The 22,325-nt window shown below is 63.6% G+C and carries 17 protein-coding genes; 11 read left to right on the top strand and 6 right to left on the bottom strand.

What is annotated here, in order from left to right:
* Positions 1 to 48 precede the first annotated feature (48 nt).
* Positions 49 to 867, top strand: coding sequence for an ABC transporter substrate-binding protein (locus ABIB91_RS25110; RefSeq protein ID WP_354168200.1), 819 nt, complete (start codon positions 49 to 51; stop codon positions 865 to 867).
* Positions 868 to 996: 129 nt separating this feature from the next.
* Here the strand turns inward: ABIB91_RS25110 and ABIB91_RS25105 are convergent, their stop codons facing one another.
* The 4 genes from ABIB91_RS25105 to ABIB91_RS25090 all read right to left on the bottom strand — a co-directional run bounded on the left by ABIB91_RS25105 (position 997) and on the right by ABIB91_RS25090 (position 5,254).
* Positions 997 to 2,070, bottom strand: coding sequence for a hypothetical protein (locus tag ABIB91_RS25105; protein WP_354168198.1), 1,074 nt, complete (start codon positions 2,068 to 2,070; stop codon positions 997 to 999).
* A 41-nt stretch (positions 2,071 to 2,111) separates the two neighbouring features.
* A complete protein-coding gene (locus ABIB91_RS25100) occupies positions 2,112 to 2,561 on the bottom strand; it encodes a cupin domain-containing protein (protein WP_007595617.1) in 450 nt (149 codons plus the stop codon).
* 77 nt (positions 2,562 to 2,638) lie between these two features.
* A complete protein-coding gene (locus tag ABIB91_RS25095; RefSeq protein WP_354168196.1) occupies positions 2,639 to 4,480 on the bottom strand; it encodes an ATP-binding protein in 1,842 nt (613 codons plus the stop codon).
* Positions 4,481 to 4,621: 141 nt separating this feature from the next.
* Positions 4,622 to 5,254 (bottom strand): cupin domain-containing protein, encoded by a 633-nt coding sequence (locus ABIB91_RS25090; protein WP_007595614.1) that lies wholly within the window; start codon positions 5,252 to 5,254, stop codon positions 4,622 to 4,624.
* Positions 5,255 to 5,474: 220 nt separating this feature from the next.
* Here ABIB91_RS25090 and ABIB91_RS25085 point away from each other — a divergent pair, with 220 nt between their 5' ends.
* The 7 genes from ABIB91_RS25085 to ABIB91_RS25055 all read left to right on the top strand — a co-directional run bounded on the left by ABIB91_RS25085 (position 5,475) and on the right by ABIB91_RS25055 (position 14,424).
* The gene (locus tag ABIB91_RS25085; RefSeq protein WP_354168193.1) at positions 5,475 to 7,166 is read left to right on the top strand and encodes a peptide ABC transporter substrate-binding protein; all 1,692 of its coding nucleotides are present in this window, start codon (positions 5,475 to 5,477) and stop codon (positions 7,164 to 7,166) included.
* 27 nt (positions 7,167 to 7,193) lie between these two features.
* On the top strand, positions 7,194 to 8,144 hold the full coding sequence (locus ABIB91_RS25080) for an ABC transporter permease (protein ID WP_354168191.1): 951 nt from the start codon (positions 7,194 to 7,196) through the stop codon (positions 8,142 to 8,144).
* 3 nt (positions 8,145 to 8,147) lie between these two features.
* Positions 8,148 to 9,023, top strand: coding sequence for an ABC transporter permease (locus ABIB91_RS25075; protein WP_354168190.1), 876 nt, complete (start codon positions 8,148 to 8,150; stop codon positions 9,021 to 9,023).
* Between the two features lie 58 nt (positions 9,024 to 9,081).
* A complete protein-coding gene (locus tag ABIB91_RS25070) occupies positions 9,082 to 10,410 on the top strand; it encodes an NAD(P)/FAD-dependent oxidoreductase (protein WP_354168188.1) in 1,329 nt (442 codons plus the stop codon).
* 12 nt (positions 10,411 to 10,422) lie between these two features.
* Positions 10,423 to 11,349, top strand: a complete 927-nt coding sequence (locus tag ABIB91_RS25065) for a 2-hydroxyacid dehydrogenase (protein WP_354168186.1) — start codon at positions 10,423 to 10,425, stop codon at positions 11,347 to 11,349.
* A gap of 9 nt (positions 11,350 to 11,358) precedes the next feature.
* Positions 11,359 to 13,227, top strand: a complete 1,869-nt coding sequence (locus ABIB91_RS25060) for an ABC transporter ATP-binding protein (protein WP_007595601.1) — start codon at positions 11,359 to 11,361, stop codon at positions 13,225 to 13,227.
* A 270-nt stretch (positions 13,228 to 13,497) separates the two neighbouring features.
* A complete protein-coding gene (locus ABIB91_RS25055) occupies positions 13,498 to 14,424 on the top strand; it encodes an AraC family transcriptional regulator (RefSeq protein ID WP_354168183.1) in 927 nt (308 codons plus the stop codon).
* Positions 14,425 to 14,426: 2 nt separating this feature from the next.
* Here the strand turns inward: ABIB91_RS25055 and ABIB91_RS25050 are convergent, their stop codons facing one another.
* On the bottom strand, positions 14,427 to 15,353 hold the full coding sequence (locus ABIB91_RS25050; protein WP_354168181.1) for a catalase family peroxidase: 927 nt from the start codon (positions 15,351 to 15,353) through the stop codon (positions 14,427 to 14,429).
* A 570-nt stretch (positions 15,354 to 15,923) separates the two neighbouring features.
* Between ABIB91_RS25050 and ABIB91_RS25045 the strand changes: the two genes are divergently transcribed.
* Positions 15,924 to 16,439, top strand: a complete 516-nt coding sequence (locus ABIB91_RS25045) for a hypothetical protein (RefSeq protein WP_354168179.1) — start codon at positions 15,924 to 15,926, stop codon at positions 16,437 to 16,439.
* A 317-nt stretch (positions 16,440 to 16,756) separates the two neighbouring features.
* Positions 16,757 to 20,086, top strand: a complete 3,330-nt coding sequence (locus tag ABIB91_RS25040) for an adenylate/guanylate cyclase domain-containing protein (protein WP_354168177.1) — start codon at positions 16,757 to 16,759, stop codon at positions 20,084 to 20,086.
* A 129-nt stretch (positions 20,087 to 20,215) separates the two neighbouring features.
* Here the strand turns inward: ABIB91_RS25040 and ABIB91_RS25035 are convergent, their stop codons facing one another.
* Positions 20,216 to 21,439, bottom strand: coding sequence for a polyhydroxyalkanoate depolymerase (locus ABIB91_RS25035; protein WP_354168175.1), 1,224 nt, complete (start codon positions 21,437 to 21,439; stop codon positions 20,216 to 20,218).
* 182 nt (positions 21,440 to 21,621) lie between these two features.
* Here ABIB91_RS25035 and ABIB91_RS25030 point away from each other — a divergent pair, with 182 nt between their 5' ends.
* A complete protein-coding gene (locus ABIB91_RS25030) occupies positions 21,622 to 22,278 on the top strand; it encodes a glutathione S-transferase family protein (protein WP_007595595.1) in 657 nt (218 codons plus the stop codon).
* Positions 22,279 to 22,325 lie beyond the last annotated feature (47 nt).

The following is a 22,325-nucleotide window of genomic DNA, read 5'->3' as shown; positions in this document are numbered from 1 at the left end:
GGACAAAAAAGAGAAGAATAAAAGAAGAAAAGGTCGGGAGATCATGACATGCCCACGCCTCTCCAGTCGGTGCTTAAATCGGTCCTTGCCGGCCTCGTTCTCGCCGCGGCGGTTGCCATGCCCGCGCTAGCCGATGGCCTGAAGGACGAGATCGCGCCGACCGGCAGGCTGCGGGTCGCGATCGCGATCAGCCCGGCGGGCGGCGCGTTCTGGTCCACCAAAACCGAAGCCGGCTATGCCGGCGTTCCGGTCGATCTCGGCAAGGAGATGGCCGCCCAGCTCGGCGTGCCCGTCGAATATGTCGTGCACCAGAATTCCGGCCAGATCACCGATGCCGCATCGAAAGGCACTCTTGAAAAAGGTGCTTGGGACGTCACCTGGCTCCCCAAGGATCCCGAGCGCGAGAGCAGGATGACGTTCGGTCCGATCTACGAGGTCGCGGATGCCACCTACATCGTCAAATCAGGCTCGAACGTCACCAATTTCGCCACGCTCGACCAGGTGGGCATCAAGGTCGCGGCCGTCAACGCCACCACCACCATGCGCGGCGCGGTTGCCCATCTGAAGAATGCGAAGGTCACGGGCTACCAGACCTATGACGAAATCTTCAGCCTCCTGAAGAGCGGCGAGATCGACGCCTTCGCGCTGTCGCGCGACCAGCTCAACAAGATGGCGCAGAAGATTCCGGGCACGCGAGTGCTCGACGAGACCTTCAAGAAGACCGTCACCGCGGTCGCCGTCCCGCTCGGCCATCCCCAAGCGCTGACCTTCGCCGCCAAGTTCATGAACGAGGCGGTGACGAACGGCACCTTGCGCAAGGCGTATGACAACAACGGCCTGAAGGACACTCCGATCCGCACCGAGTAGGACAGGCCAGTGCGATCGGATATGAACAGCTAGGAGGCTGCCGATCATGCTCGGCCTGCATGGTTCGAGATGCCCGCTTTGGCGGGCTCCTCACCATGAGGGTTTGATGTCCCGCCGCAAACCGCGACCTCAGCGCGGCTTGATCTCCGCATACTTCGCCATCGCCTTCTCGAATTTCCGCTTGAACAGCCACATTGCGCCAAGGATCTCGCGGAAGCTTGCCGAGGTGCGCGCCCGGTCGGCCTGTCCGAATGCGAAGATGCTGTTGTTGCGCAGGTGCTTCATGATCGTCGGACTGGACACCCTGTAGTTCAGGAGATCGCCGGACTTGAGCGCCGACCGTGTCGGCGTAGGAACGATCTGGATCAGCTCGAACAGCTTCATCTGCTCGATCCGGTCGGGCAGCGTCTTCACGATTCCCGGGATCTCCCGGAAAACATCCGCATGCGCGTTCATCAGGCCATCGCGTACGTTGGTCCAGTGATTGAAGCGATGATCGGTACCGCTGGCCCGCGCCTCCTCCTTGTCGTCGCGCGCACTCAACCCGGGATCGGCCGCCGCGATCTCGCCCTTGATGGCTTCCCATTTCCTGCGGCCGTTGCGGTCCTCGGACGGGCCGGTCTGGAAGCTGCCCATATAGGTGTTCGAGCGTCCGTTGCGGACGTTCTGCTTGCCGTTGGTTTCGGCGAAGAACAGCCCGAGGCTGATCCGGCCCGCGGCCTCGGCGTGGTCAGGCGCCAGCCCCTTCGCGCGTGCGATCGCGACCGCGAGATCGACCACGTCCTTGAACGGCGTCGCCGAGTTCTGCGCGCCCGCCGGCGGCGCTTCCATGATGTCGAACAGTATTGAGTATTCGTCGATCAACGGTTCGATATCGGCGTCGAAATAGGCTGGAGGAATTTCGAATTTGTTGGGCCTGCCGATCCGGGACGGCATGGCGTCGGTGAGATCCTTGTAAGCACTGATCACGGCGACGCGTGCCAGATACAGCGCTTGGCCCGGCAGGTTCGGCAGCGGCTGCTTCGCCTCGATCTGGCGCCGCCGCTCGGCCAGGATTGCCTTGAAATCGCCGAGCGCACGCTCGTAGGTCGCAACCGCTTCCGCTTGCCTGGCCGTGAGCGTTTGCGCCTGGCTCGGAACGAACGTCGTAAGGAGCAGTCCAAGCGCCGCGATGATGGCGAGGAGTTGACGTCGTGCAGTCATGGCCGGTTCCCCCAACGATTCGTCGGTCGGGGGATCGTAGCCTAGTCGTTGGCTTCGGGCGGCAGGAAGTCGACCTCGTGCAGCGCCGAGATGCGCACGACCTCGGCCGGGTCAGTCAGGTCATGGAGCTGATTGAACAGCGCCTCCAGCTTCTGCATCGGCGAGACCCAGAACAACGCGCGGGCCGGTTTGTCGGATTTGTTGAAATAGCCGTGCGGGATGCCGCGCGGCAGACGCACGAGATCGCCGGCATGGGCCTTGACCCATTTGCCGTCGAGCTTGAGGTCGAGCGTGCCTTCCTGCACCAGGATGAATTCGTCCTGGGTCGGATGGATGTGCACCGGCACGAACTGGCCAGGATCGCTGTTGGTCTCGAACGCGAAAGTGGACTCGGTGACGGCCTTCGGGAAGTAGACCTGGCCGAGGATGTTCCAGGTCTTGCCGCCATAGCCCGTACCGTTCGCGGTGATGCCCTTTTCGAGTGCAGTCATGGCTCGCCTCCAATGGGATTGTAACCGAGACGGAGTGTTGCGCAGCAGCCATGCGCTGTCCATGCGCAAGACGCGCCCTACCACCTGTCGCGTTCAGCGGCCTGCCTGCGCAGAAAGCCTTCGAGATCGGCCTGCACGGAATAGGGCGTCGGGATCGGATCGCCCGCGTCGTCGACGGCGGTGTCGAGAGAGCGGCGCAGCATGCGCGCGAGCTCGGCCTTGCGGTAGGGCTTTGTCAGAAGCGGCGCGCCCTTGGTGGCGCGCCCCTGCGCATGCGGGGCGTCGTAGGCGTAGCCCGACGTGAATAGCACCCGCAGCGAGGGGCGCGCAGCCACCATCTCGTCGGCGAGCTCTCGTCCATTCAAGCTGCCGGCCATCACGATGTCGGTGAAAAGCAGGTCGAAGGGCGTTCCTTCGGCGGCGATGGCGAGCGCCTCGGCCGCATTGGCGGCCGGGATGACCTTGTAGCCGAGGCTTTCGAGCTGGACCGTGACGTACTGGCGGACGTCGCGGTCGTCCTCGACACAAAGAATGGTTTCCGTCCCACCCACGACCTTGCGCTCGTCATAGCCGGTGGGGCGAAGCGTGCTCGCCTCCGCCTTCGGCAGGTAGATCGTGAAAGTCGTGCCGCGTCCTTCCTCGGAAGCGACCTTGATGCCGCCGCCGGACTGCTTGATGAATCCGAACACCATGCTGAGCCCGAGCCCCGTGCCCTTGCCGACGTCCTTGGTCGAGAAGAAGGGATCGAAGATTCGCTCCAGAATGGCCGGCGGAATGCCGGTGCCGGTGTCGGCGATCTCGATCTCGACATAGTCGCCGGCATAGCCGGCCCCGACCGCCACCGCCTCGCGGACGCCGAACACGACGTTGCGCGTCGTCAACGTCAGTCTGCCGCCATCCAGCATCGCGTCGCGGGCGTTGATTGCGAGGTTGAGAAGCGCCGAGCTCAATTGGCCGCGATCGACCAGGGCGAGCCAGACGTTGCCGTCGAGCCGGGTCACGATCTCGATCTTTTTGTCGAAGGTTGCCAGCAGCAGCTTTGCGAGCTCTTCGAGCAGTTCGTTGATGTCGCTCTCGGCCGGCTTGAGCGCCTGCTTGCGGGCAAAGGACAACAGGCTCGACGTCAGCGCGGCGCCGCGGTCGGCGGCGTCGCTGATCAGCTTGGTGATGGTGGCGAGCGGCGGATTGTCCTTCACTGCGTCGGCGAGGATCTCGATCGTGCCCGTGATCACGGTGAGCATGTTGTTGAATTCGTGCGCGATGCCGCCGGTGAGCTGGCCGACAGCCTCCATCTTCTGGGCCTGGACCAGCTGCTCCTCGGCGGCGCGCTTCCGCGTGACGTCCTTGACGAAATTGTTGATGAGGGTGCGTCCCCCGAGGTGGAGCGCCGTGCTGGACGCCTCGATCAGGATGTCATCGCCGTTTCGGTGCAGCAGGGTCGCTTCGAACCGGATGCCGATCGGCGTATCCGACAATTCCGGCAGCAGCCGCATCATGCGTTGCCTGAAGCCGTCGCGCAGCGGCTCGGCGATGAGGAGGTTGACGACGTCGGTGCCGAGCGCCTCCTTGCGCGTCCATCCGGTCAGGGCCTCGGCCTGAATGCTCCATTCCAGCACGATGCCGTTCTGGTCGGTCTGGACGAAGGCATCGAGCGCGGTCTTGATGACGGCTTGCGTCAGCTGTGCGCTGGCCCGCGCCTGCTCGGTCAGTTGCGCGGCGGCGCGTTTGTCCTGCGCCGTTTCGATCGCGCGCGTGCACAGACGAGCCAGCAGGGCCGCAATGGCGCCGCTTGCGAGCAGCGCGACGATCTGGGCAATGCCGAACCCGGTGCCGATCGCGGCATAGGAGACGAGGAGAGCCGCCGCGGTCACGATGACCTGCGCGGCCATCGCGAGTGTCAGAAGCCCCCTGAGTTTCATGGTCTCACACCAACGCGTCAGTCGCAGACCCTCGTGTCCGCCCTGTCAATGACCGGCTCCACGTGAGCTACAGATGTGAGCTACAGATTCCGCGCGGCGGCGTCGAGGGGCAATTTGCGGTGGTGCCGGGTTGGCGGCGCTTCAACCTGCCGGCGAATCGGTCTGGCGCAGCGTCGTCACCCAGATCACGCGTGCCGTCTGCTGGGTCGGGTTGTCGAACATGTGCGGCACGATGCTCGGAAAGCGAAAGCTGTCACCGGCCTCGAGCAGATGGGCCTGGTTGTCGAGCCACAGCCGCAGGCTGCCCGAGAGGATATAGCCCGCCTTCTCGCCGGTGTGCTGCAGGAAGTCGGTGCCGGACGAGGCGCCGGGATTGAGCGTGAGCTCGTAGAGTTCGAGCTGGCCTTTGTCTGCCGGGGTTAGCGCTTCCTTGACCACGCCGCTGGCGGTGAGCCGCAGCAGGCGCCGGCTGTTCTTGCGCACGATGTAGCGCTGCACGTCGGCGGGATCGGTGGTCTCGAAGAAATAGGAGATCGGAACGTCGAGCGCGATGCTGAGCAGGCGCAACGTGCGGATCGACGGCATGGCACGCGCGCGTTCGAGCTGGCTGATCATGCCGTTGGAGAGGCCGGTCTTGTTGGCGACGTCCTGGATCGACAGGCCCGCACGCTGGCGCAGCAGCCGCACGGTCTCGCCGAGGCGCTGGTCGACCGCATCGTCGGCCTCTATCGCCGGTGCGTCCTTCGGATCGTTGATCTCGCCGCGACCATCCATGTCGCTCTCCCATACATCATCTCAGCCCCGGACAATGGCGGTCTGGAGCTTCAGTCGGAGTGAAAAGGTCGCGCATCCTAGCAATCCGATTGACAGCTGTATTTAGTCGTGATGAACTTTTGATAGAAAAATTTAGAAGCACTAAAGCCCACTCCTGTCCTTTTGCCGGGGATCTCGGGAGCGCGGGAGACGGTGCCGCGTGCGAAAACGGAGAGTGGTCATGGCGGACGACACCGGGAAGTTCGGCGTTGGGGCACTGCATCTCGGCAATCCGAACCGCCGTCAGATCTTTCAGCTCGGCGCGGGCGCCGCGGCGGGATGGACGCTTTCGGGCCACGCATTTGCGCAGACCGAACGCCCGACCAATCCGCCGGACAAGCCGCGCGGGCAGGTGATCGCGGCGCTGTCGCAGGAGCCGACGGTCTTTCATCCCCTGATGCCGGGCATCGAAGTCGATCAGGGCATCTGGTGGCAGGTGTTCTCGCCGCTCTGGTTCATCGATCCCGACGGCAAGTTCGTTCCCGACCTCGCCCGCGAAGTCCCGACCATCGAGAATGGCGGCCTGTCGGCCGACGGCCTGACCTGGAAGATCAAGCTCCGCAGCGACGTGAAATGGCACGACGGCACGGCGTTCACGGCCGAGGACGTGAAGTTCTCGCTCGAGCTGATCAACAATCCCGATTTCCGCGCGCGCAGCCGCGTCGGCCATAGTCTCGTGAAGGACATCAAGGTCGTCGCGCCCGACGAGGTTCACTGGCGCATGGAAGCTCCCTATTCGCCCTACATGTCGATCCTGGGATCGCTGACCTTCATCGTGCCCAAGCACATCCTGGAGAAGGTGACAGATCCGAACGCCTCGCCGTTCCACAATGCGCCCGTCGGCACCGGACCGTTCCGCTGGGGCGAGCGCGTGCCCGGCGACCACATTCAGCTGAATGCCCATACCGGCTATCACGGCAAGGGCCCGTACGTCGAACGCGTGGTGTTCAAGTATATTCCCGACCTGACCGTGCTCTACACCCAGTTCCGCACCGGGCAGGTCGACTACACCGGCCTGCAAGGCATTTTGCCGAACTTCGTGCAGGAGGCGAAGACGCTGAAGGGGCGCAAGATCTTCGTCTCCTCGACGTCGTCGGTGGAGCACATCGCTCCCAATCTGGAGTTCGGCGCGTTGGCGGACCGCACCGTGCGCGAGGCGCTTTATCTCGCGATTAATAAGCAAGCGATCATCGACGCGCTGAACTACGGCTTGCCGACGCAGACTGAAAGCTTCGTGCCGCAGCAGGCCTGGTCATTCCAGCAGGGGCTGCCGCAGCACAAATACGATCCGGCCAAGGCCAACACGCTGCTCGATGCGGCCGGCTGGGTGCGTGGCTCTGGCGGGGTGCGCGAGAAGGGCGGCGTCAAGCTCGAATTCACCAATTCAACGACGTCGGGCAATGCGGTGCGCGAGCAGACCCAGCAATTGCTGATCCAGGACTGGCGCGCGATCGGTGCCGCGATGCGCGTGAACAACATGCCGGCCGCGGTGATCTGGGGCGACTTCTGGCAGCAATCGAAATTCAATTCGGTGATCGTGGGGGTGAATTTCATGCTCGGCAGCGACCCCGACGTGACGCCCCGCTTCGGCTCCGGCGCCATTCCTGCCAAGGGTGGCCGCGGCTACAACACCTATCAGTATCGCAACCCGGAGGCCGATCGCTTGCTCGCCGAAGGCGCCAAGCAATTCGATCTGGCGCAGCGCAAGACGACCTATGGCAATCTGCAAAAGCTGATCCGGGACGACCTCGCGATCCTGCCGCTATTCCAGGGCTTCATCGCCGAAGGCGTGAAGGAAGGCCTCCAGGGTTTCCGTCCCAACGTCAACATGTCGATCAACTGCTGGAACATCCGCGAATGGTATTGGGCCTGATGGTTCAGGTGCGCGAGATCGCCTGAGATGGCCCGTTACGTCGCCAATCGCCTGGCGCAGGCGATCATGTTGCTGGTGATCGTGTCCGCGATCGGCTTCGCCATTCTGCATCTGGCGCCCGGCGGTCCGCTCTCGCAATTCGCGGCCTCCGCGCAGATGACGCAGGAGGATCTCGATCGCGTCACCAGGCAGCTTGGCCTCGATCGTTCGCTGCCGATCCAGTATCTCGACTGGTTCGGCCGGATGCTGAGGGGGGATTGGGGCCACTCGTATCGCGACGGCGAGGCGGTGCTGTCGGTGATCTCGTCGCATCTCGGCGCCACGCTGGAGCTGATGGTGACGGCGACCATCATCGCGGTCCTGCTCGGCTGCTGGATCGGTGTGCTCGGCGCGCTGCGCCGCTATTCGCTGTTCGATTCGCTCGCGACCGTCGGCGCCATGATCGCGCTGTCGATCCCGACCTTCTGGTTCGGACTCGTCACGATTTACATCTTCTCCGTGAAGCTCGGCTGGCTGCCGGCCGGCAACCGCGAGACCGTCGGCGACGGCTCCTTCCTCGACCTTCTGCATCATCTGATCGCGCCGGCCCTGGTGCTGGCGCTGGTCGAGACCGCGATGTGGGGCCGCTTCATGCGTTCCTCGATGCTCGAGGTCATCAACCAGGACTACATTCGCACCGCGCGCGCCAAGGGCATGCCGGAATGGCGCATTCTCACCGTGCATGCGCTGCGCAACGCCCTGCTGCCGATGATCACCGTTGCCGGCCTTCAGTTTCCGACGCTGCTCGGCGGCGCGCTGGTGGCCGAAACTGTGTTCACCTGGCCCGGCATGGGGCGCCTGTTTCTCGATTCCATCGGCTATCGCGACTACCCCGTGGTGATGGGCATTTTGATGTTCTCGGCGATCATGGTGCTGATCGGCTCGCTGCTCGCCGACATCCTCTATGCCGTCGTCGATCCCAGGATACGGGTGGGCTAGGCGATGACGAGCGCAGCCCTCTCGACCGTTCAGCTCGCGCCGGGCCATGCCGCCTGGCGGCGCTTCCGCCGGCACCGGCTCGCGCTCGCGGGCGCCGTGATCATTCTGGTGCTCGTCCTCGGCTCGGCCTTTGGTCCCTATCTGCTGCCGTTCGACGACACCTATATCGATATCATGAAGCGGTTCGCGCCGCCGTTCTCCGGCGCGCACATCCTCGGCACCGACGAGCTCGGCCGCGACGTGCTGGCGCGGCTGATGATGGGTGCGCGCGTCTCGCTGTCGATCGGCTTCGTCGCGATGGTGATGGCGATGGCGGTGGGCATCGTCGTCGGCGCCTTCGCCGGCTTCTTTGGCGGCGTGGTCGGCGCGGTGCTGATGCGGCTGGTCGATGCCATGCTCTGCTTTCCGACCATCTTCCTGCTGCTTGCGCTCGCGGCGCTCATCGAGCCCGGCTTCGTCACCACCACCGTGCTGATCGCGGCAACTGCCTGGATGTGGGTGGCCCGCGTCGTCGAGGCCCAGGTGCGCTCGCTGCGGGAACGCGAGTTTGCGGTAGCTGCACTCGCGTTCGGCTCGTCGAACCTGCGGATCATGTTCCGCGAACTGGTGCCCAATGCGATCGCGCCCATCGTGGTGGCGGCGACGCTGAACGTCGCCAAGTCGATCCTGCTGGAATCCTATCTCAGCTATCTCGGTTATGGCATCCAGCCGCCGGCCGCGAGCCTCGGCAACATGCTCAACAACGCGCAGATCTATCTTACCAGCGCGCCCTGGCTTGCGATTGCGCCGGGCCTCGCCATCACGCTGGCGGTGACGAGCTTCAACTTTCTCGGCGACGGCCTGCGCGACGCGCTCGATCCGCGAATGAACATCCCATGATCTGCAAACTAGCGATGAGCAAGCTTGCTCCGATCGAACTGAATATCTGGAGTGCCCCATGTCCCCGCCGCTCACCCGTATAAACAGCGATGAACGCCTGCCGGCGCAGGTGGACGTCGTCGTCATTGGCGGCGGCGTCATCGGCGTCTCCGCGGCCTATCATCTCGCGAAGAAGGGTCTCTCCGTCGCCCTGGTCGAGAAGGGCCATGTCGGCAGCGAGCAGTCGAGCCGCAATTGGGGCTGGTGCCGCCAGCAGGGCCGTGCGCGTGAGGAGATCCCGCTGGCCCGCGAGGCGCTGCGGCTGTGGGAAGACATGCAGAACGATGCCGGTGTCGATGCCGGTTTCCGCCGCACCGGCGTGCTGTTCCTGACCAAGAGCAAGGACGAGCTCGCCAGCTGGGAGCGATGGGCCGCAACGGCGCGCGAGATGCAGGTCCACTCGACCGTCCTGACGCCGGCGGAGGTCGCCGAGCGTCTGCCCGGCAACGCCGAAAAATGGGTCGGCGGCCTGCACACGCCAAGCGACGGGCGCGCCGAGCCCTCGATGGCGGTGCCTGCGCTTGCGACCGCCGCGCGAAAACACGGCGTCACCATTCATCAGGGCTGCGCCGCGCGTGGGTTGGAGACGCAAGGCGGACGGGTGAGCGCCGTCGTCACCGAGAAGGGCACCATTCGCACGCAATCGGTGCTGCTGTCCGGCGGCGCCTGGTCGTCGCTATTCTGCCGCCGCCACGGCATCGAGCTGCCGATCGGCCTTGTCAATGCGACCGCGTGCCGGACCACGCCCGGGCCGGAGATTACCTCCGGTGCGCTCGGCACCGATTTCTATTGCATCCGCCGCCGCCTCGACGGCGGCTTTACGCTGGCGCTGCGCAACCGCGGCACGGTCGAACTGTCGCCCGATCTGTTCCGCTACGCGCGAACCTTCTGGCCGACCTATCTGCATCGCAAGAACGGGTTGAAACTGTCATTCGGCAAATCCTTCTTCGACCAGCTCACGCGGGGCACCAGTTGGAGCTTGGACAAGCCGTCGCCGTTCGAGACCGAGCGCGTGCGCGATCCCGCGCCTGACATGTCGCTGGTCAATGCCGCGCTGGCTTCGCTGATCAAGTCGAATCCTGAATTGAAGGACATCGAGATCGCGGAAGCCTGGGGCGGCACGATCGACTGCACGCCGGATACCATCCCGGTCATCTCGCCGGTCGACGCCATGCCCGGCTTCTTCCTCGCCACCGGCTTCTCCGGCCACGGCTTCGGCATCGGTCCTGCGGCCGGCAAGCTCGCCGCCGACATCGTGACGGGCGCGACGCCGCTGGTCGATCCCGCGGCCTATAGCCACAAGCGCCTGATTGACGGCCGCCGGCTCGCGCCGGTCAGCCCGTTCTGAGGGCCTTGCGGCATGACGGTTCTCTACAAGGCCAACATGGTTCGCGGCGAGGAGTGGGCGCGCTTCTTCGCCGAGCGCGCGCCCGATATGCCGTTCCGGCTCTGGCCCGACATCGGCGATCCCGCCGACGTCCGCTATCTCGTGGCGTGGGTGCCGCCGGACGACATCGCGACGACTTTCCCAAATCTCGAGCTCGTCTTCTCGGTCGGTGCGGGCGTCGACCAGTTCGACGCGTCAAAAGTTCCGCCGCACATTCCGCTGGTGCGCATGCTGGAGCCGGGCATTGCCGAGACGATGGTCGAATACGTCACCATGGCGGTGCTCGCGCTGCATCGCGACCTCCTGCCCTTCATTGCCCAGCGGAAGGAACAGGTCTGGCGCGAGATCCGGATCACGCCGGCCAAACGTCGGCGCGTCGGCGTGATGGGCCTTGGCCAACTCGGCCAGGCCGTGCTCGAACGGCTCAGAGCTTTCGATTTTCCACTTCTCGGCTGGAATCGCTCGCCGCGCGAGATCGAGGGCGTCGCCTGTTACGCAGGCATGGAGACGTTGCCGGATTTCCTTGTGCAGACCGACATTCTCGTCTGCCTGTTGCCTTTGACCGATGAGACCCGCGGTATCCTGAACGCGGATCTGTTCGCGCGCCTGCCGCGCGGCGCGTCGCTCGTCAACGTCGGGCGTGGCCCGCATCTGGTCGAAGCCGACTTTCTCGCGGCGCTCGACAGCGGCGCGTTGTCGGGTGCCGTCCTCGATGTCGCCGAGCCGGAGCCGCTGCCTGCGGGTCACCCTTTCTGGAGCCATCCGCGCATCCTGGTCACGCCGCACAATGCCAGCATGACCACGCCGGATACGGCGGTCGATTTCGTGCTGGATGTGATCGCGCGCCACCGCCGCGGTGAAGAATTGCCGGGGCGTGTCGATCGTAGTCGTGGCTATTAGGACACTGGCATGAGCAGCGGCGCAAGGATACCTGACCACGTCGCTGCCAACGCGACGTCGCCGGTGCTGTCGGTCTCCGGCCTGACGACGTCCTTCATGCGCGAACGGCAATGGAGTCCCGTCGTCCGCGACGTGTCGTTCGATATTGCCTCGCGGGAAACCGTGGCGATCGTCGGCGAGTCCGGTTCGGGCAAGAGCGTCACCGCGCTCTCGATCATGCGGCTCATTCCGAAGGAGAACGGCCGCGTCGAAGGCAGCGTCCGGCTTGCCGGCCGCGACCTGCTGACGCTGGCCGAAGCGAGCATGAAGGACGTTCGCGGCAACGAAGTCGCCATGATCTTCCAGGAGCCGATGACGAGCCTCAATCCGGTGCTGACCATCGGCTTCCAGATTGCGGAAGCGCTGATCCAGCACCGCGGTCTGTCGCGTGCGGCGGCGGAGGTCGAGACCATCCGCCTGCTCGATCGTGTTCGCATCCCCGCGGCGAAATCGCGCTTCCACGAGCATCCGCATCGCTTCTCCGGCGGCATGCGCCAGCGCGTGATGATCGCGATGGCGCTGGCCTGCAAGCCGAGGCTGCTGATCGCGGATGAGCCGACCACGGCGCTCGACGTCACGATCCAGGCCCAGATCCTGGAGCTTCTGAAGGAGCTTCAGCAGGAAGAGGAGATGTCGATCCTCTTCATCACCCACGACATGGGCGTGGTTGCCGAGATCGCGGACCGCACCGTGGTGATGTATGGCGGCCAGGCGGTGGAAACCGACCATACCTCGCGCATCTTCGCAGCCCCTTCGCATCCCTATACGAGGTCACTGCTCGCGTCCGTGCCGCGCCTCGGCTCGATGGATGGGCGGACGCGGCCGATGCGTTTTCCGATCGTGGACAAGCAAGCGGGAACCTCGGACGAGCCGGCGGAGACGCCCGATACGGTCTCGATTGCCGAGCGACCGCTGCTCGAGGTCTCCAACCTCACGACGCGCTTTCCAATCCGCTCGGGCCTGTTCGGCAAGGTCTCGGGCCGCGTCCATGCGGTCGAGAACATCTCCTTCTCCTTGCGCGCCGGGGAGACGCTGGCGCTGGTCGGCGAATCCGGCTGCGGCAAGTCGACGACGGGCCGCTCCATTCTCAAGCTGACGGAGCCCGACAGCGGCACCGTTCTGGTCGACGGGCAGGATGTGCTGGCGATGAATGCCCGCACCTTGCGTGACTTTCGCAAGCAGATGCAGATCGTGTTCCAGGATCCGTTCGCGAGTCTCAACCCGCGCATGTCGGTGGGAACGGCGATTGCGGCCCCATTGCTCGCCAACGGGCTCGCCACGGCGTCGCAGGCGCGGGAGAAGGTCGCCGACCTGCTCGTTCGCGTTGGTCTCACCGCCGACATGGCCCCACGCTTTCCGCACGAATTCTCCGGTGGCCAGCGCCAGCGCATCTGCATTGCCCGCGCGCTCGCGCTCGGACCGAAGCTGATCGTCGCGGACGAAGCGGTTTCGGCACTCGATGTTTCGGTTAAGGCGCAGGTCGTCAATCTGATGCTCGATCTTCAGGCCAGCATGGGACTTGCCTATCTCTTCATTTCCCATGATATCGCTGTGGTCGAGCGCATGAGCCATCGCGTCGCGGTGATGTATCTCGGCGAGATCGTCGAGACCGGCCCGCGCGCGGCCCTGTTCGGCAATCCGCAGCATCCCTATACGAAGAAGCTGATGGCGGCCGTGCCGGTGCCCGATCCAGCGCGCCGCGGCACCAGGCGCCAGGTAGCGAACGACGAGATCAGAAGCCCGGTGCGCTCGCCCGATTACCAGCCGCCCGTGCGCCAATATCGCGAGGTGTCGCCGGGCCACGTCGTCCAGGTCTGGGGCGAGGAATGGTCCAACTGACGTGCGCAGGCCGCAAATCCTTTCCAAAATGCACGATGAGGTCGCGCAGCGATCTGCCGGGCAGGTCAACGGTTGTGTCCTTCGCCCTGCCGGGCCTGTGACATCACGCTGAAATCACAATGAAATCATCGCGTCGCGACCCGGTGCGACGGCCGGCCGCGCCAGCTTCGTGCTATGCGCTGCAGCTGGACCGTTGGCCGTCGATCTCCGATAATGCGCGGATCTCGGGAAGGCCGGCGAAGGCGTGCCTTTACGGATGGATTTACTAGAATGACACAAGCAGGCGTCTACGGGCAGAGGCTCGGGCAGGGCCTTCGCTCCGAGCAAGCACCGGTCCTGATCACGCGTTCGCTGCACAGCGCCGAGCTCGCGGTCACCGAGGTTCGCAACGACGATCCGACGCCGGATATTTCCGGTTCCCTGGCTGCGGAAGATGCCTATCTCCTCAGCCTGAAACTCCGCGACTATCCGGATTGCGAATGCTGGGAGGAGGGCCGCTGTGTCACCAAGGCGGATGTTCGCGCAGGTGCGACCTATCTGTACGACCTCAAGCGCGACCCGCGCTATGTGATCGACAAGCCGTTTCACTCGCTCTTCTTCTATTTGCCGCGCTCGGCGCTCAACGGCATTGCCAGGCAACCGGGCGGGCCGCGCGTTGGCGAGCTCAGCTACGAGCCAGGTGTCGGTCATGACGACGAGGTCGTTCGACATGTCGGTGCCTCCTTGCGGCAAGGACTGTGCCGGCCCGACGAGACCAACCAGCTTTTCGTCGATCACATGATGCTTGCGCTCACCGCCCATGTCGCCCAGACCTATGGTGGGCTGAAGCCAGCCGCAGAACCGAGCCGCGGCGGTCTCGCGCCATGGCAGGTGAAACGTGCGTGTGACCGGCTCGATTCCGATCTCTCGGGCAAGATCGCGCTGCAGCTGATCGCGACCGAGCTTGGTCTGTCAGTCAGCCACTTCTCACGCGCATTCCGGATTTCCACCGGCCTGCCGCCGCATCAATGGCTGCTTCAGCAGCGCGTGAAGGCGGCCAAGCAACTTATGACAGTCCGCGACCTGCCGTTGTCCGAGATTGCCATCTCGGCCGGATTTGCCAATCAGAGCCATTTCACGCGGGTGTTCTCGTCCATCGTCGGTGTCAGTCCGGGCGCGTGGCGCCGCGAAACGGATGGCGGACGGGACAAGGCTTGAATTTACCGGCGCTTCGCCAGCGAGATCGTGTAGGCCGTGCGGCGCGCCGCAAAGATCTCGTCCGGCGGATGGCCGATGCCGTCGGCAAGATTGGCAGGATTGAAGATGGAGCCGTCGCAGGCCTCGTTGGCCTCGAGGCTGGTGATGACGATCGTCCCTAGCCGCACCTGCTCACGCTTGTCCTCGTCCGGCCATCGCAGGGTCACGTCCATGGTGGGATCGCCGGGACGGTCGAGCAAGGCCATCACGTTGAAGCGGACATCGCCGGCTGCGATCCTCCGCGCGAGATCGTCATGCAGGAAATCAGCCGACTTCGCCCTCGCTTCGTCCTCGCTCAAGGTGACGTCACCGCCCACAGGCGCGACCTTGAACTTGATGAAGCGGGTTTCACCCTTGGCGTTCGTCGCGGGAAAGGCGTGCACGCCCCAATAAGTCGTGCCGGCAAAGCTGCCGGGCAGCCGGCGTGCCGCGACGTAATTCGCCTGGTTCAGTGTTTCAGGATTGGCCGCGGAAAAGGCCCGGACCTTCTCGATGTCAGGCTTGCCGTCCGCGCCCGGGATGCGCGCCTCGAGGAAGGCGAGCATCTGGTCGAGCGTCCGTGCAAAATGCACCGGAGCGGTTTCCGTCAGGATGTCCGAGCGATGGGCGTCGTCGCCAAGCCTGAAGCTGAAGCCGCGCAGGACGAGATTGTTGGTGTCGGTCACCCCGGGATTGCCGCCGCCGACGGAGAAGCGCGCGAGCACCCGCGACGGCTTGGTGAAGCTCAGCGATCGCGTGATCTCTGCCGCGCGATCGGACGGGGCATAGGTCCCGCGCACACATCGACCCTTGGCGAAGCTCGCGCGCACCTTCGGCGGATTGCCTGCGACCGCCTTCAATGCATCGACGACCGCGGCGGGTGTTGCAGCGGGGGTGGGAAGTTCGGACATGGCTTGGCCTCCGGCGCGAGCGGCATGGCCAGGTTTTAGGTCTGGTGCAGCGCCGGCGTCTTTCCCAAAGCCGCGCTGCCTTGTCCGATCCTGCTGATTGCTTGCTCGCGCTTCGGGAATTCACGTGGGCAAAACATGCTATGAGTGGATAGATCTGATGTCGGCGAGACGCGGGACAACTTGTTTACTGATGGCTCTTTCAGCTCCCGCGCTCCCGGGTCTCGCGACGATGCAGACTTGTCCTCCGGAAATTGTGATCGGATAGAGCAACGGGGAACCGCGTTATGTGAACCGTCTCATATTTCACCACTCTCTTTTCGAGCTATCACTCCCGCAAGAAATTGCCGCACCCGGATTTAACTGACAGGCACGGGTGAGATGCAATGCCTGCGTAGCCGCGTGCTCGCAGCTTTGGATTGGCTCTCGTCTTGCTCACGAGCAAGCCAGCCCCATCACTCAGCACAGATTTTTCAGAAGTTGGAATCAAGGCAATCGCAAAACGCGTCCACGAGGCTGCCTCTATTCGGGGTCGGCCGGTAGGCCGCTACTTACCTAAGAAGGAGACCCCCAATGAAAATTAGTGATGCAATTTCCAGCGCATTTTCCCTAACGAGGGGCTCCGGCAATCTTCGGATCGCTCGTTCCGGTCTGATCAGGTCGGCCCATCTTCTTGAAAGAATTGGGCTCGCAGCCGTTGGGGCCTCTTGCGGCCTCTATGTGGGTGCGGCCCTGTTGCGTGAGAAAGGCGGACTGTTTGAAAGCGGCTGGATCGTGCTGATAACGATGCTCTACGGAGCTCTTAGCTATTACGTCGGAATTGATTTGTCTCGCAGTGTCGCGCGGAAGTCGATTTCGAGCACCTCGGAAGAGTGGATTGGTTCCGAGCCGGCTGAGATCATGAGTGCGGCCGGAACGTTCGGCGCCGCGATTGCCGCAACTCTGTCCGTCAGCATCCTTGTCCTTGATCATAACCCAGCCAATGGGCTGATAGCCTTTGTTGCCGGCTGTTGGGTGGTTGGTTCTTCGCTCCAAGTCGCGGCGGGCACGATGGCTCGCAACTACGAAGCACGCATGGACAAGCAATGAAGGAATTGTGCTCACCCAATAACGTCTGCTTGGCGTCATGACGAGAGCACAAGCCGCAGCGTTGGATTCGGCTTCAGGTCCCGAGTGAGTCGTGATCCCTCATCGCAACCTCTGTCGTGCAACGCTGCGTGAAGACGATGTTGGGTAGCGCAGTCGTTCGCATCGGGCGGCGACCCGGCTGGGAAGCCGTGTCGGTACTGAGTAACCTAAATTATCGCACAACAAACAAGACGTGCCATCATGGCGATGTTGGGATATCGTCCCCGCGCCGTGGTCCAAAATCCTGCTAACCGCCAACCACACGATCGGTGGAGCCAATGCAGATTGCGGAATGGCTCGACAAACTGGGGCTTGGGCAATACGCAGAGCGTTTTGCCCAGAATGCAATCGACGTGGGCATCCTCCCCGAACTGATGGACGAGGACTTTGATAAGCTCGGAGTCCTGCTAGGCCATCGCCGCAAAATGCTGCGTGCTATTGCCGACCTCGATCCAGCCGCGTTGATCGCATCGCCGACGCCTCCTCAGGACGCCGAGCGGCGCCACCTCACCGTTATGTTTTGCGATCTGGTCGGCTCGACCGCGCTCTCGGCGCGTCTCGATCCCGAGGATATGTGGGAAGTGATCCGGGCCTACCGCGCCGCCTGCGCGAGCGTCGTTGCGGCTTATGACGGCAGGATAGCCAGGTTCGTCGGCGACGGAATACTCGTCTATTTCGGCTATCCTCGCGCCCACGAGGATGATGCGGAGCGCGCAGTGCGAGCGGGTCTCGACACTATCTCCGCAATTGGGCAGCTGAAAACAGGCGCCGACGAACGGGTTGAACTGCGCATCGCAATTGCGACAGGGCTTGTGGTGGTCGGTGACCTCATCAGCGGAGATGCGTCAGAGGAACAGGCAACCGTCGGCGACACACCAAACCTTGCAGCTCGGCTCCAGAGCCTGGCGGAACCGGGAGCGGTCGTCGTTGCTTCGTCGACGCGCCGGCTGCTTGGTGATCTCTTCACGTTTCGCAATCTCGGCCGCCGTGAGGTCAAGGGCATAGCCGAACCCATCGCAGTCTGGGCGGTGGAGGGAGCGATCGCATCCGAGAGTCGCTTCGAGGCGGTCCGCGCGGTACGCTCGATCGGTTTTGTCGGCCGCAGGGACGAGATCGAGTTCACTCTCTCGCGCCAGCGGCTGGCATGGCAGGGGCAGGGGCAGATGGTATTGATTTCTGGCGAAGCGGGCATCGGCAAGTCGCGCATTGTCGCAACGCTGTCCGAAAGCCCCTCGTTGGGGGCTCACCGCCGGGTGCGATATCAGTGTTCGCCCTACCATATCAACAGTGCGCTCCATCCCTTTGTCGCGCAGCTCGAGCGCGCCGCCGGCATCAGGTCGCACGACACGCCTGGGCAAAAGCTCGACAAGCTCGAGGCAATGCTGGCGCTTGGAACACAGCAGGTCGCCCAAGCGACACCGCTCATTGCGGCTCTCCTTTCGATTCCCACCGACGACCATTGTCCGCCGCTGAGTTTGAGCCCGGCGCAGCAGCGGCGACAGACATTTGCCGCCCTTCTGGATCAACTTGAGGGGTTGGCGCGAGAGCAACCCCTGCTGATTATCTGCGAGGATATGCATTGGGCCGATGCCACGACACTTGAACTGTTCGATCTCGCGGTCGATCGGATCAGAGGCCTGCCGATACTCGTGCTCATGACATCCCGGCCAGAGTTCGAGCCCTCCTGGTCGGGCCTTGCCAACGTTAGTCTGTTGCGGCTCGACCGACTCGATCGGCAGGACTCGCGCGCGCTGGTCGAACAGGTAGCCGTTGGTCGCCAGCTGCCACGCGAGATGATGAAGCAGATCATCGATAGGACGGATGGCATCCCACTATTCGTCGAGGAATTGACCAAGATGGTGCTGGAGTCCGGGCTACTCGTCGAAGATGCCGGGCGCTATCGCCTCGATAATCCGCTCCCGCCGCTCGCTATTCCCGCGACGCTGCAGGATTCGCTGATGGCGCGGCTTGACCGGCTGGCCCCGGTCAAGGAGTTGGCGCAGATAGGCGCCGCCATCGGTCGCGACTTCTCATACGCGCTGCTGAGATATGTGGCGGGACGCGATGATCTGACGCTGAGCGCTGCGCTAGCGCAACTCGAAGAGGCCGAACTGCTGGTGCGTCGCGGGGCTCCGCCCGAAGCAAACTATAGTTTCAAGCACGCTCTCGTTCAGGAAGCGGCCTACGAGAGCCTGCTCAAGAGCAAACGGCAGGTGCTTCACAAGCGCATCGGCGATGTCCTGCGCGAGAAGTTTCCAGTCGTCGCCGAGACTGAGCCGGAAGTTCTGGCACACCACTTCACTGAGGCGGGGCTGAACGAGGTCGCCCTCGAATGGTGGCGCAAGGCGGGCCTGCAGGCGCTGAAACGCTCCGCCTATTCCGAGGCGATTGCACATCTCGGCAAGGCGATTGCCGTCGCCGATGAGCTGCCCGATGAGCACGACCGGATGATGAGTAGGCTACATCTTCAAATCGCATATGGCCGTGCATTACGGGGCAGCCTCGGGCACAGCGCTCCCGAAACGGTAGCCGCATGGACGCGCGCCCGACAGTTCGCAGCCGACATCAATGATCCGGTTGAACTTGCGCCAGTCCATTCGGGTCTCTTCAATGCCTGCCTGACACACGGCGAACTCGCGCCGATGCGGGCGCTGGTGGATGCCATCGTGAACGCCGCTGAACGGCGACCGGACTCACCGGTGGCCGCCGTCGTTGCACATTGGACGGGCGGGGTTACCTGCTGGTTCGGGGGCGACTACTTGAACGCGAGAGTACATCTTGAGAAGGCACTAGAGATCTATGGTGACGAGCCGGATCCCGCGACGTTTAGGGGCTCGGCACTGGATCTCCCATTCGTGATCATGAGGTTTCTTGCCCTGGTGCTTTGGCCGCTTGGCAGGATCGCTCGCGCACGTCGCCTCGCCGTGGAAGCGATAAGTGCTTCCGGAGAAAAACGGGCGCTTTCTCAGGCCAATGCGCTTGTTCATCGAGCTGTGTTCGACGGACTATGCGGGGGCATGTTGCAGCAAACAGAGACGATCCTGGCGCTCGGTCTCGCTCGCGACCACACGATGCCGCTGTATGTGGCCGCCGGCACCTACCTGAATGGCCTGGCCAAGTGGCGTGCCGGCGACGGAATGGCCGGGCTAACGGAAATGCGTCGCGGCTGGACCTTGCTGCACGAGAATGACTGCTACCTCTGTGAGCCGTTTTGGGGGATGCATGTCGCGATGGCGGATGCAGAGTCGGGCCGACTCGAAAACGGGCTCGAAATCTTGAGCGGATTGATCGCATGGGCGGGGCAATCCGGTCAGCATTGGCTTGATGCCGAGCTGCATCGCGTCTACGGGGAGCTTTTGTTGCGTCATGATCCTTCGGACCTAGCCAGTGCCGAAAATGCGCTAAACCGAGCGCTGGTAATCGCACGGCACCAACAGGTGAAGACTTTCGAGCTGCGCAGCGCCCTTGGACTTGCACGCCTGCACAAGACAAATGGCCGAGCGGGCGCGGTATCCGAGGTGCTCGCTCCTGTGCTCGCTGAATTCGATGCGGAGCGCAATCTTCCCGAAGTCGTTGAAGCCAGAGAGCTGCTCAAGCAAGTGCATTAGGCACGTGCGGTTTCTCTAGCTGGCCGTTTGGTCAGGAGAGGCGTCGAGATCCTGCCCCAGCATCTCCGGTCGCCTCACTGCAATGCGCGTTGAAGTTCGCTCGTGACGTACGGGCCAGGGGCTGACGGGTTACGAATTCACGTGCACAAAATCCCGCAGCAGCGGGTAGATCTCGTTGTTCCAGCGCTTGCCCGAGAACACGCCATAATGGCCGACGCCGGCCTGCATGTGGTGAACGCGGCGGTAGGCGCGCACGCCGGTGCAGAGGTCTTGCGCGGCCAGCGTCTGGCCGATCGAGCAGATGTCGTCCTTCTCGCCCTCGACCGTCATCAGCCCCATGCGGCTGACGGCCTTGGTGTCCACCGGACGTCCCCGATGCATCAGCTTGCCCTGGGGCAGAAGATGCTCCTGGAACACGTCGCGCACGGTCTCGATGTAGAATTCCGCGGGCAGATCCATCACGGCGAAATATTCGTCGTAGAAGGTCTTGATGCTGGCCGCCTTCTCCTTCTCGCCCTTGGCGATGTGATCGGCGAGATCGATATGCTGCTTGATGTGGCGCTCGAGATTCATCGAAACGAAGGCGGTGAGCTGCACGAAGCCGGGATAGACTTTCCGCAAGGCACCGCGGCACTGCATCGGCACGTAGTTGATCAGGTTCTGCTCGAACCAGTCGATTGGCCTGCTCTTGGCGAATTCGTTGACCCTGGTCGGCTGGATGCGCGTGTCGATCGGGCCGGCCATCAGCGTCAGCGTCGCCGGCCGCGAAGGATGGTTGCCCTCGCACACGATCGCGGCGGCCGCGAGCGCCGAGACCGAGGGCTGGCAGATCGCGACCATATGCGGGCGCGGGCCCAATTGGCCGAGGAAGTCGATGAGATGCTCGGTGTAGTCGTCGAGCCCGAAACGGCCCTCGCTGCGGGGAATGTCGCGCGGATTGTGCCAGTCGGTGATGTAGACGTCGTGGTCCTGGAGCAGCGTCTTCACGGTGCCGCGCAGCAGCGTCGCGAAATGGCCGGACATCGGCGCCACCAGCAGCATGCGCGGCTGCTCGCCCACGCCCTCCTTCTTGAAACGCAGCAGCGAGCCGAACGGGGTCGCGTAAGCGATCTCCTCGGTCACGGCGACCTCGCGATTGCCGACCATGACGCTGTCGATGCCGTAGGCGGGACGGTGATAGGTGAGGGTGGAGCGGGAGATCAGCTCCAGCGCGGCCGACAGCCGGCCGACGACCTGATCCGACAAGCCCTGCGGCACCAGATTGAGGAATTTGAGCGCGGACGAAGCGCCCGACCGCCACGGCGCCGTCAGGTCCATTTGGTTCTGAAAGGCCTGATAATACATCGACATCATACTGAAACGCCCACCTGTCCCGTGCTGCTATGCAATATCGGAGCCAAACCCGGGATGGGCCGCCCTCAAGATTGGCACGTCGCTTGCTGCTCTTTTTGCGGGAAGCACAGGCGCTGCGCACTCCCGCAGTCCGGGCGGGGTGCATGTCTTAGGCGTGAGTCACAGGCGTGAGGGAAGGCCACATGGCGAAGGCGACACTGACCATCAGCAGCAAGAACTATTCGTCCTGGTCGCTGCGTGGCTGGCTGCTGACGAAATTTTCCGGGCTCGATTTCGAGGAGATCGTCACCGCGCCGGACGACGCGTCGGCGCGCGCCGAAATCCTGCTGTTGTCGTCGTCGATCCTGGTGCCGTGCCTGCGGCACGACGGCGCGGTCGTCTGGGATACGCTGGCGATCGGCGAATATCTCAACGAGGCGATGCCGAATGCAGGGCTGTTGCCCGCGGATCGCGTCCAGCGCGCGCATTGCCGCTCGATCTGCGGCGAAATCCATTCCGGCTTCACCACCTTGCGCGCCTCGCTGCCGGTCAATTTGAAGGGGCACTTCCCCGGCTTCAAGATCTGGTCGCGCGCGCAGGCCGACATCGATCGCGTCTGGGCGATCTGGCGCGACTGCCTGGACAAATCGGGCGGGCCCTTCTTGTTTGGCGAGACCCGCACCATGGCTGACGCGATGTACGCACCGGTAGTGACGCGCTTCGTGACCTATAACGTCAAGCTCGAGCCGCAACTGCAGGCCTATGCCGATACCATCATGGCCATGCCGGAGATGAAGGAATGGATCGCGGCGGCAAGGGATGAGCCGGCCGAGATCGAGGAGCTCGAGGTCGAATATTAGGCAGGCCGGCTGCCATCTGCCTGTTTTGGGAGCGAGCATCCAACCGC

This window comes from Bradyrhizobium sp. JR4.3, from assembly GCF_040547695.1.
In the GTDB taxonomy this organism is placed as follows: Bacteria; Pseudomonadota; Alphaproteobacteria; order Rhizobiales; family Xanthobacteraceae; genus Bradyrhizobium; species Bradyrhizobium canariense.
This window is presented reverse-complemented; position numbering and strand designations above follow the sequence as displayed.

Bases quoted from the DNA above. Each gene is read 5' to 3' on its own strand.
- ABIB91_RS25035 (WP_354168175.1), bottom strand. From the start codon at position 21,439: ATGATGTCGATGTATTATCAGGCCTTTCAGAACCAAATGGACCTGACG.
- ABIB91_RS25030 (WP_007595595.1), top strand. From the start codon at position 21,622: ATGGCGAAGGCGACACTGACCATCAGCAGCAAGAACTATTCGTCCTGG.
- ABIB91_RS25060 (WP_007595601.1), top strand. From the start codon at position 11,359: ATGAGCAGCGGCGCAAGGATACCTGACCACGTCGCTGCCAACGCGACG.
- ABIB91_RS25100 (WP_007595617.1), bottom strand. From the start codon at position 2,561: ATGACTGCACTCGAAAAGGGCATCACCGCGAACGGTACGGGCTATGGC.
- ABIB91_RS25040 (WP_354168177.1), top strand. From the start codon at position 16,757: ATGCAGATTGCGGAATGGCTCGACAAACTGGGGCTTGGGCAATACGCA.
- ABIB91_RS25045 (WP_354168179.1), top strand. From the start codon at position 15,924: ATGAAAATTAGTGATGCAATTTCCAGCGCATTTTCCCTAACGAGGGGC.
- ABIB91_RS25055 (WP_354168183.1), top strand. From the start codon at position 13,498: ATGACACAAGCAGGCGTCTACGGGCAGAGGCTCGGGCAGGGCCTTCGC.
- ABIB91_RS25095 (WP_354168196.1), bottom strand. From the start codon at position 4,480: ATGAAACTCAGGGGGCTTCTGACACTCGCGATGGCCGCGCAGGTCATC.
- ABIB91_RS25075 (WP_354168190.1), top strand. From the start codon at position 8,148: ATGACGAGCGCAGCCCTCTCGACCGTTCAGCTCGCGCCGGGCCATGCC.
- ABIB91_RS25085 (WP_354168193.1), top strand. From the start codon at position 5,475: ATGGCGGACGACACCGGGAAGTTCGGCGTTGGGGCACTGCATCTCGGC.
- ABIB91_RS25110 (WP_354168200.1), top strand. From the start codon at position 49: ATGCCCACGCCTCTCCAGTCGGTGCTTAAATCGGTCCTTGCCGGCCTC.
- ABIB91_RS25065 (WP_354168186.1), top strand. From the start codon at position 10,423: ATGACGGTTCTCTACAAGGCCAACATGGTTCGCGGCGAGGAGTGGGCG.
- ABIB91_RS25105 (WP_354168198.1), bottom strand. From the start codon at position 2,070: ATGACTGCACGACGTCAACTCCTCGCCATCATCGCGGCGCTTGGACTG.
- ABIB91_RS25080 (WP_354168191.1), top strand. From the start codon at position 7,194: ATGGCCCGTTACGTCGCCAATCGCCTGGCGCAGGCGATCATGTTGCTG.
- ABIB91_RS25090 (WP_007595614.1), bottom strand. From the start codon at position 5,254: ATGGATGGTCGCGGCGAGATCAACGATCCGAAGGACGCACCGGCGATA.
- ABIB91_RS25070 (WP_354168188.1), top strand. From the start codon at position 9,082: ATGTCCCCGCCGCTCACCCGTATAAACAGCGATGAACGCCTGCCGGCG.
- ABIB91_RS25050 (WP_354168181.1), bottom strand. From the start codon at position 15,353: ATGTCCGAACTTCCCACCCCCGCTGCAACACCCGCCGCGGTCGTCGAT.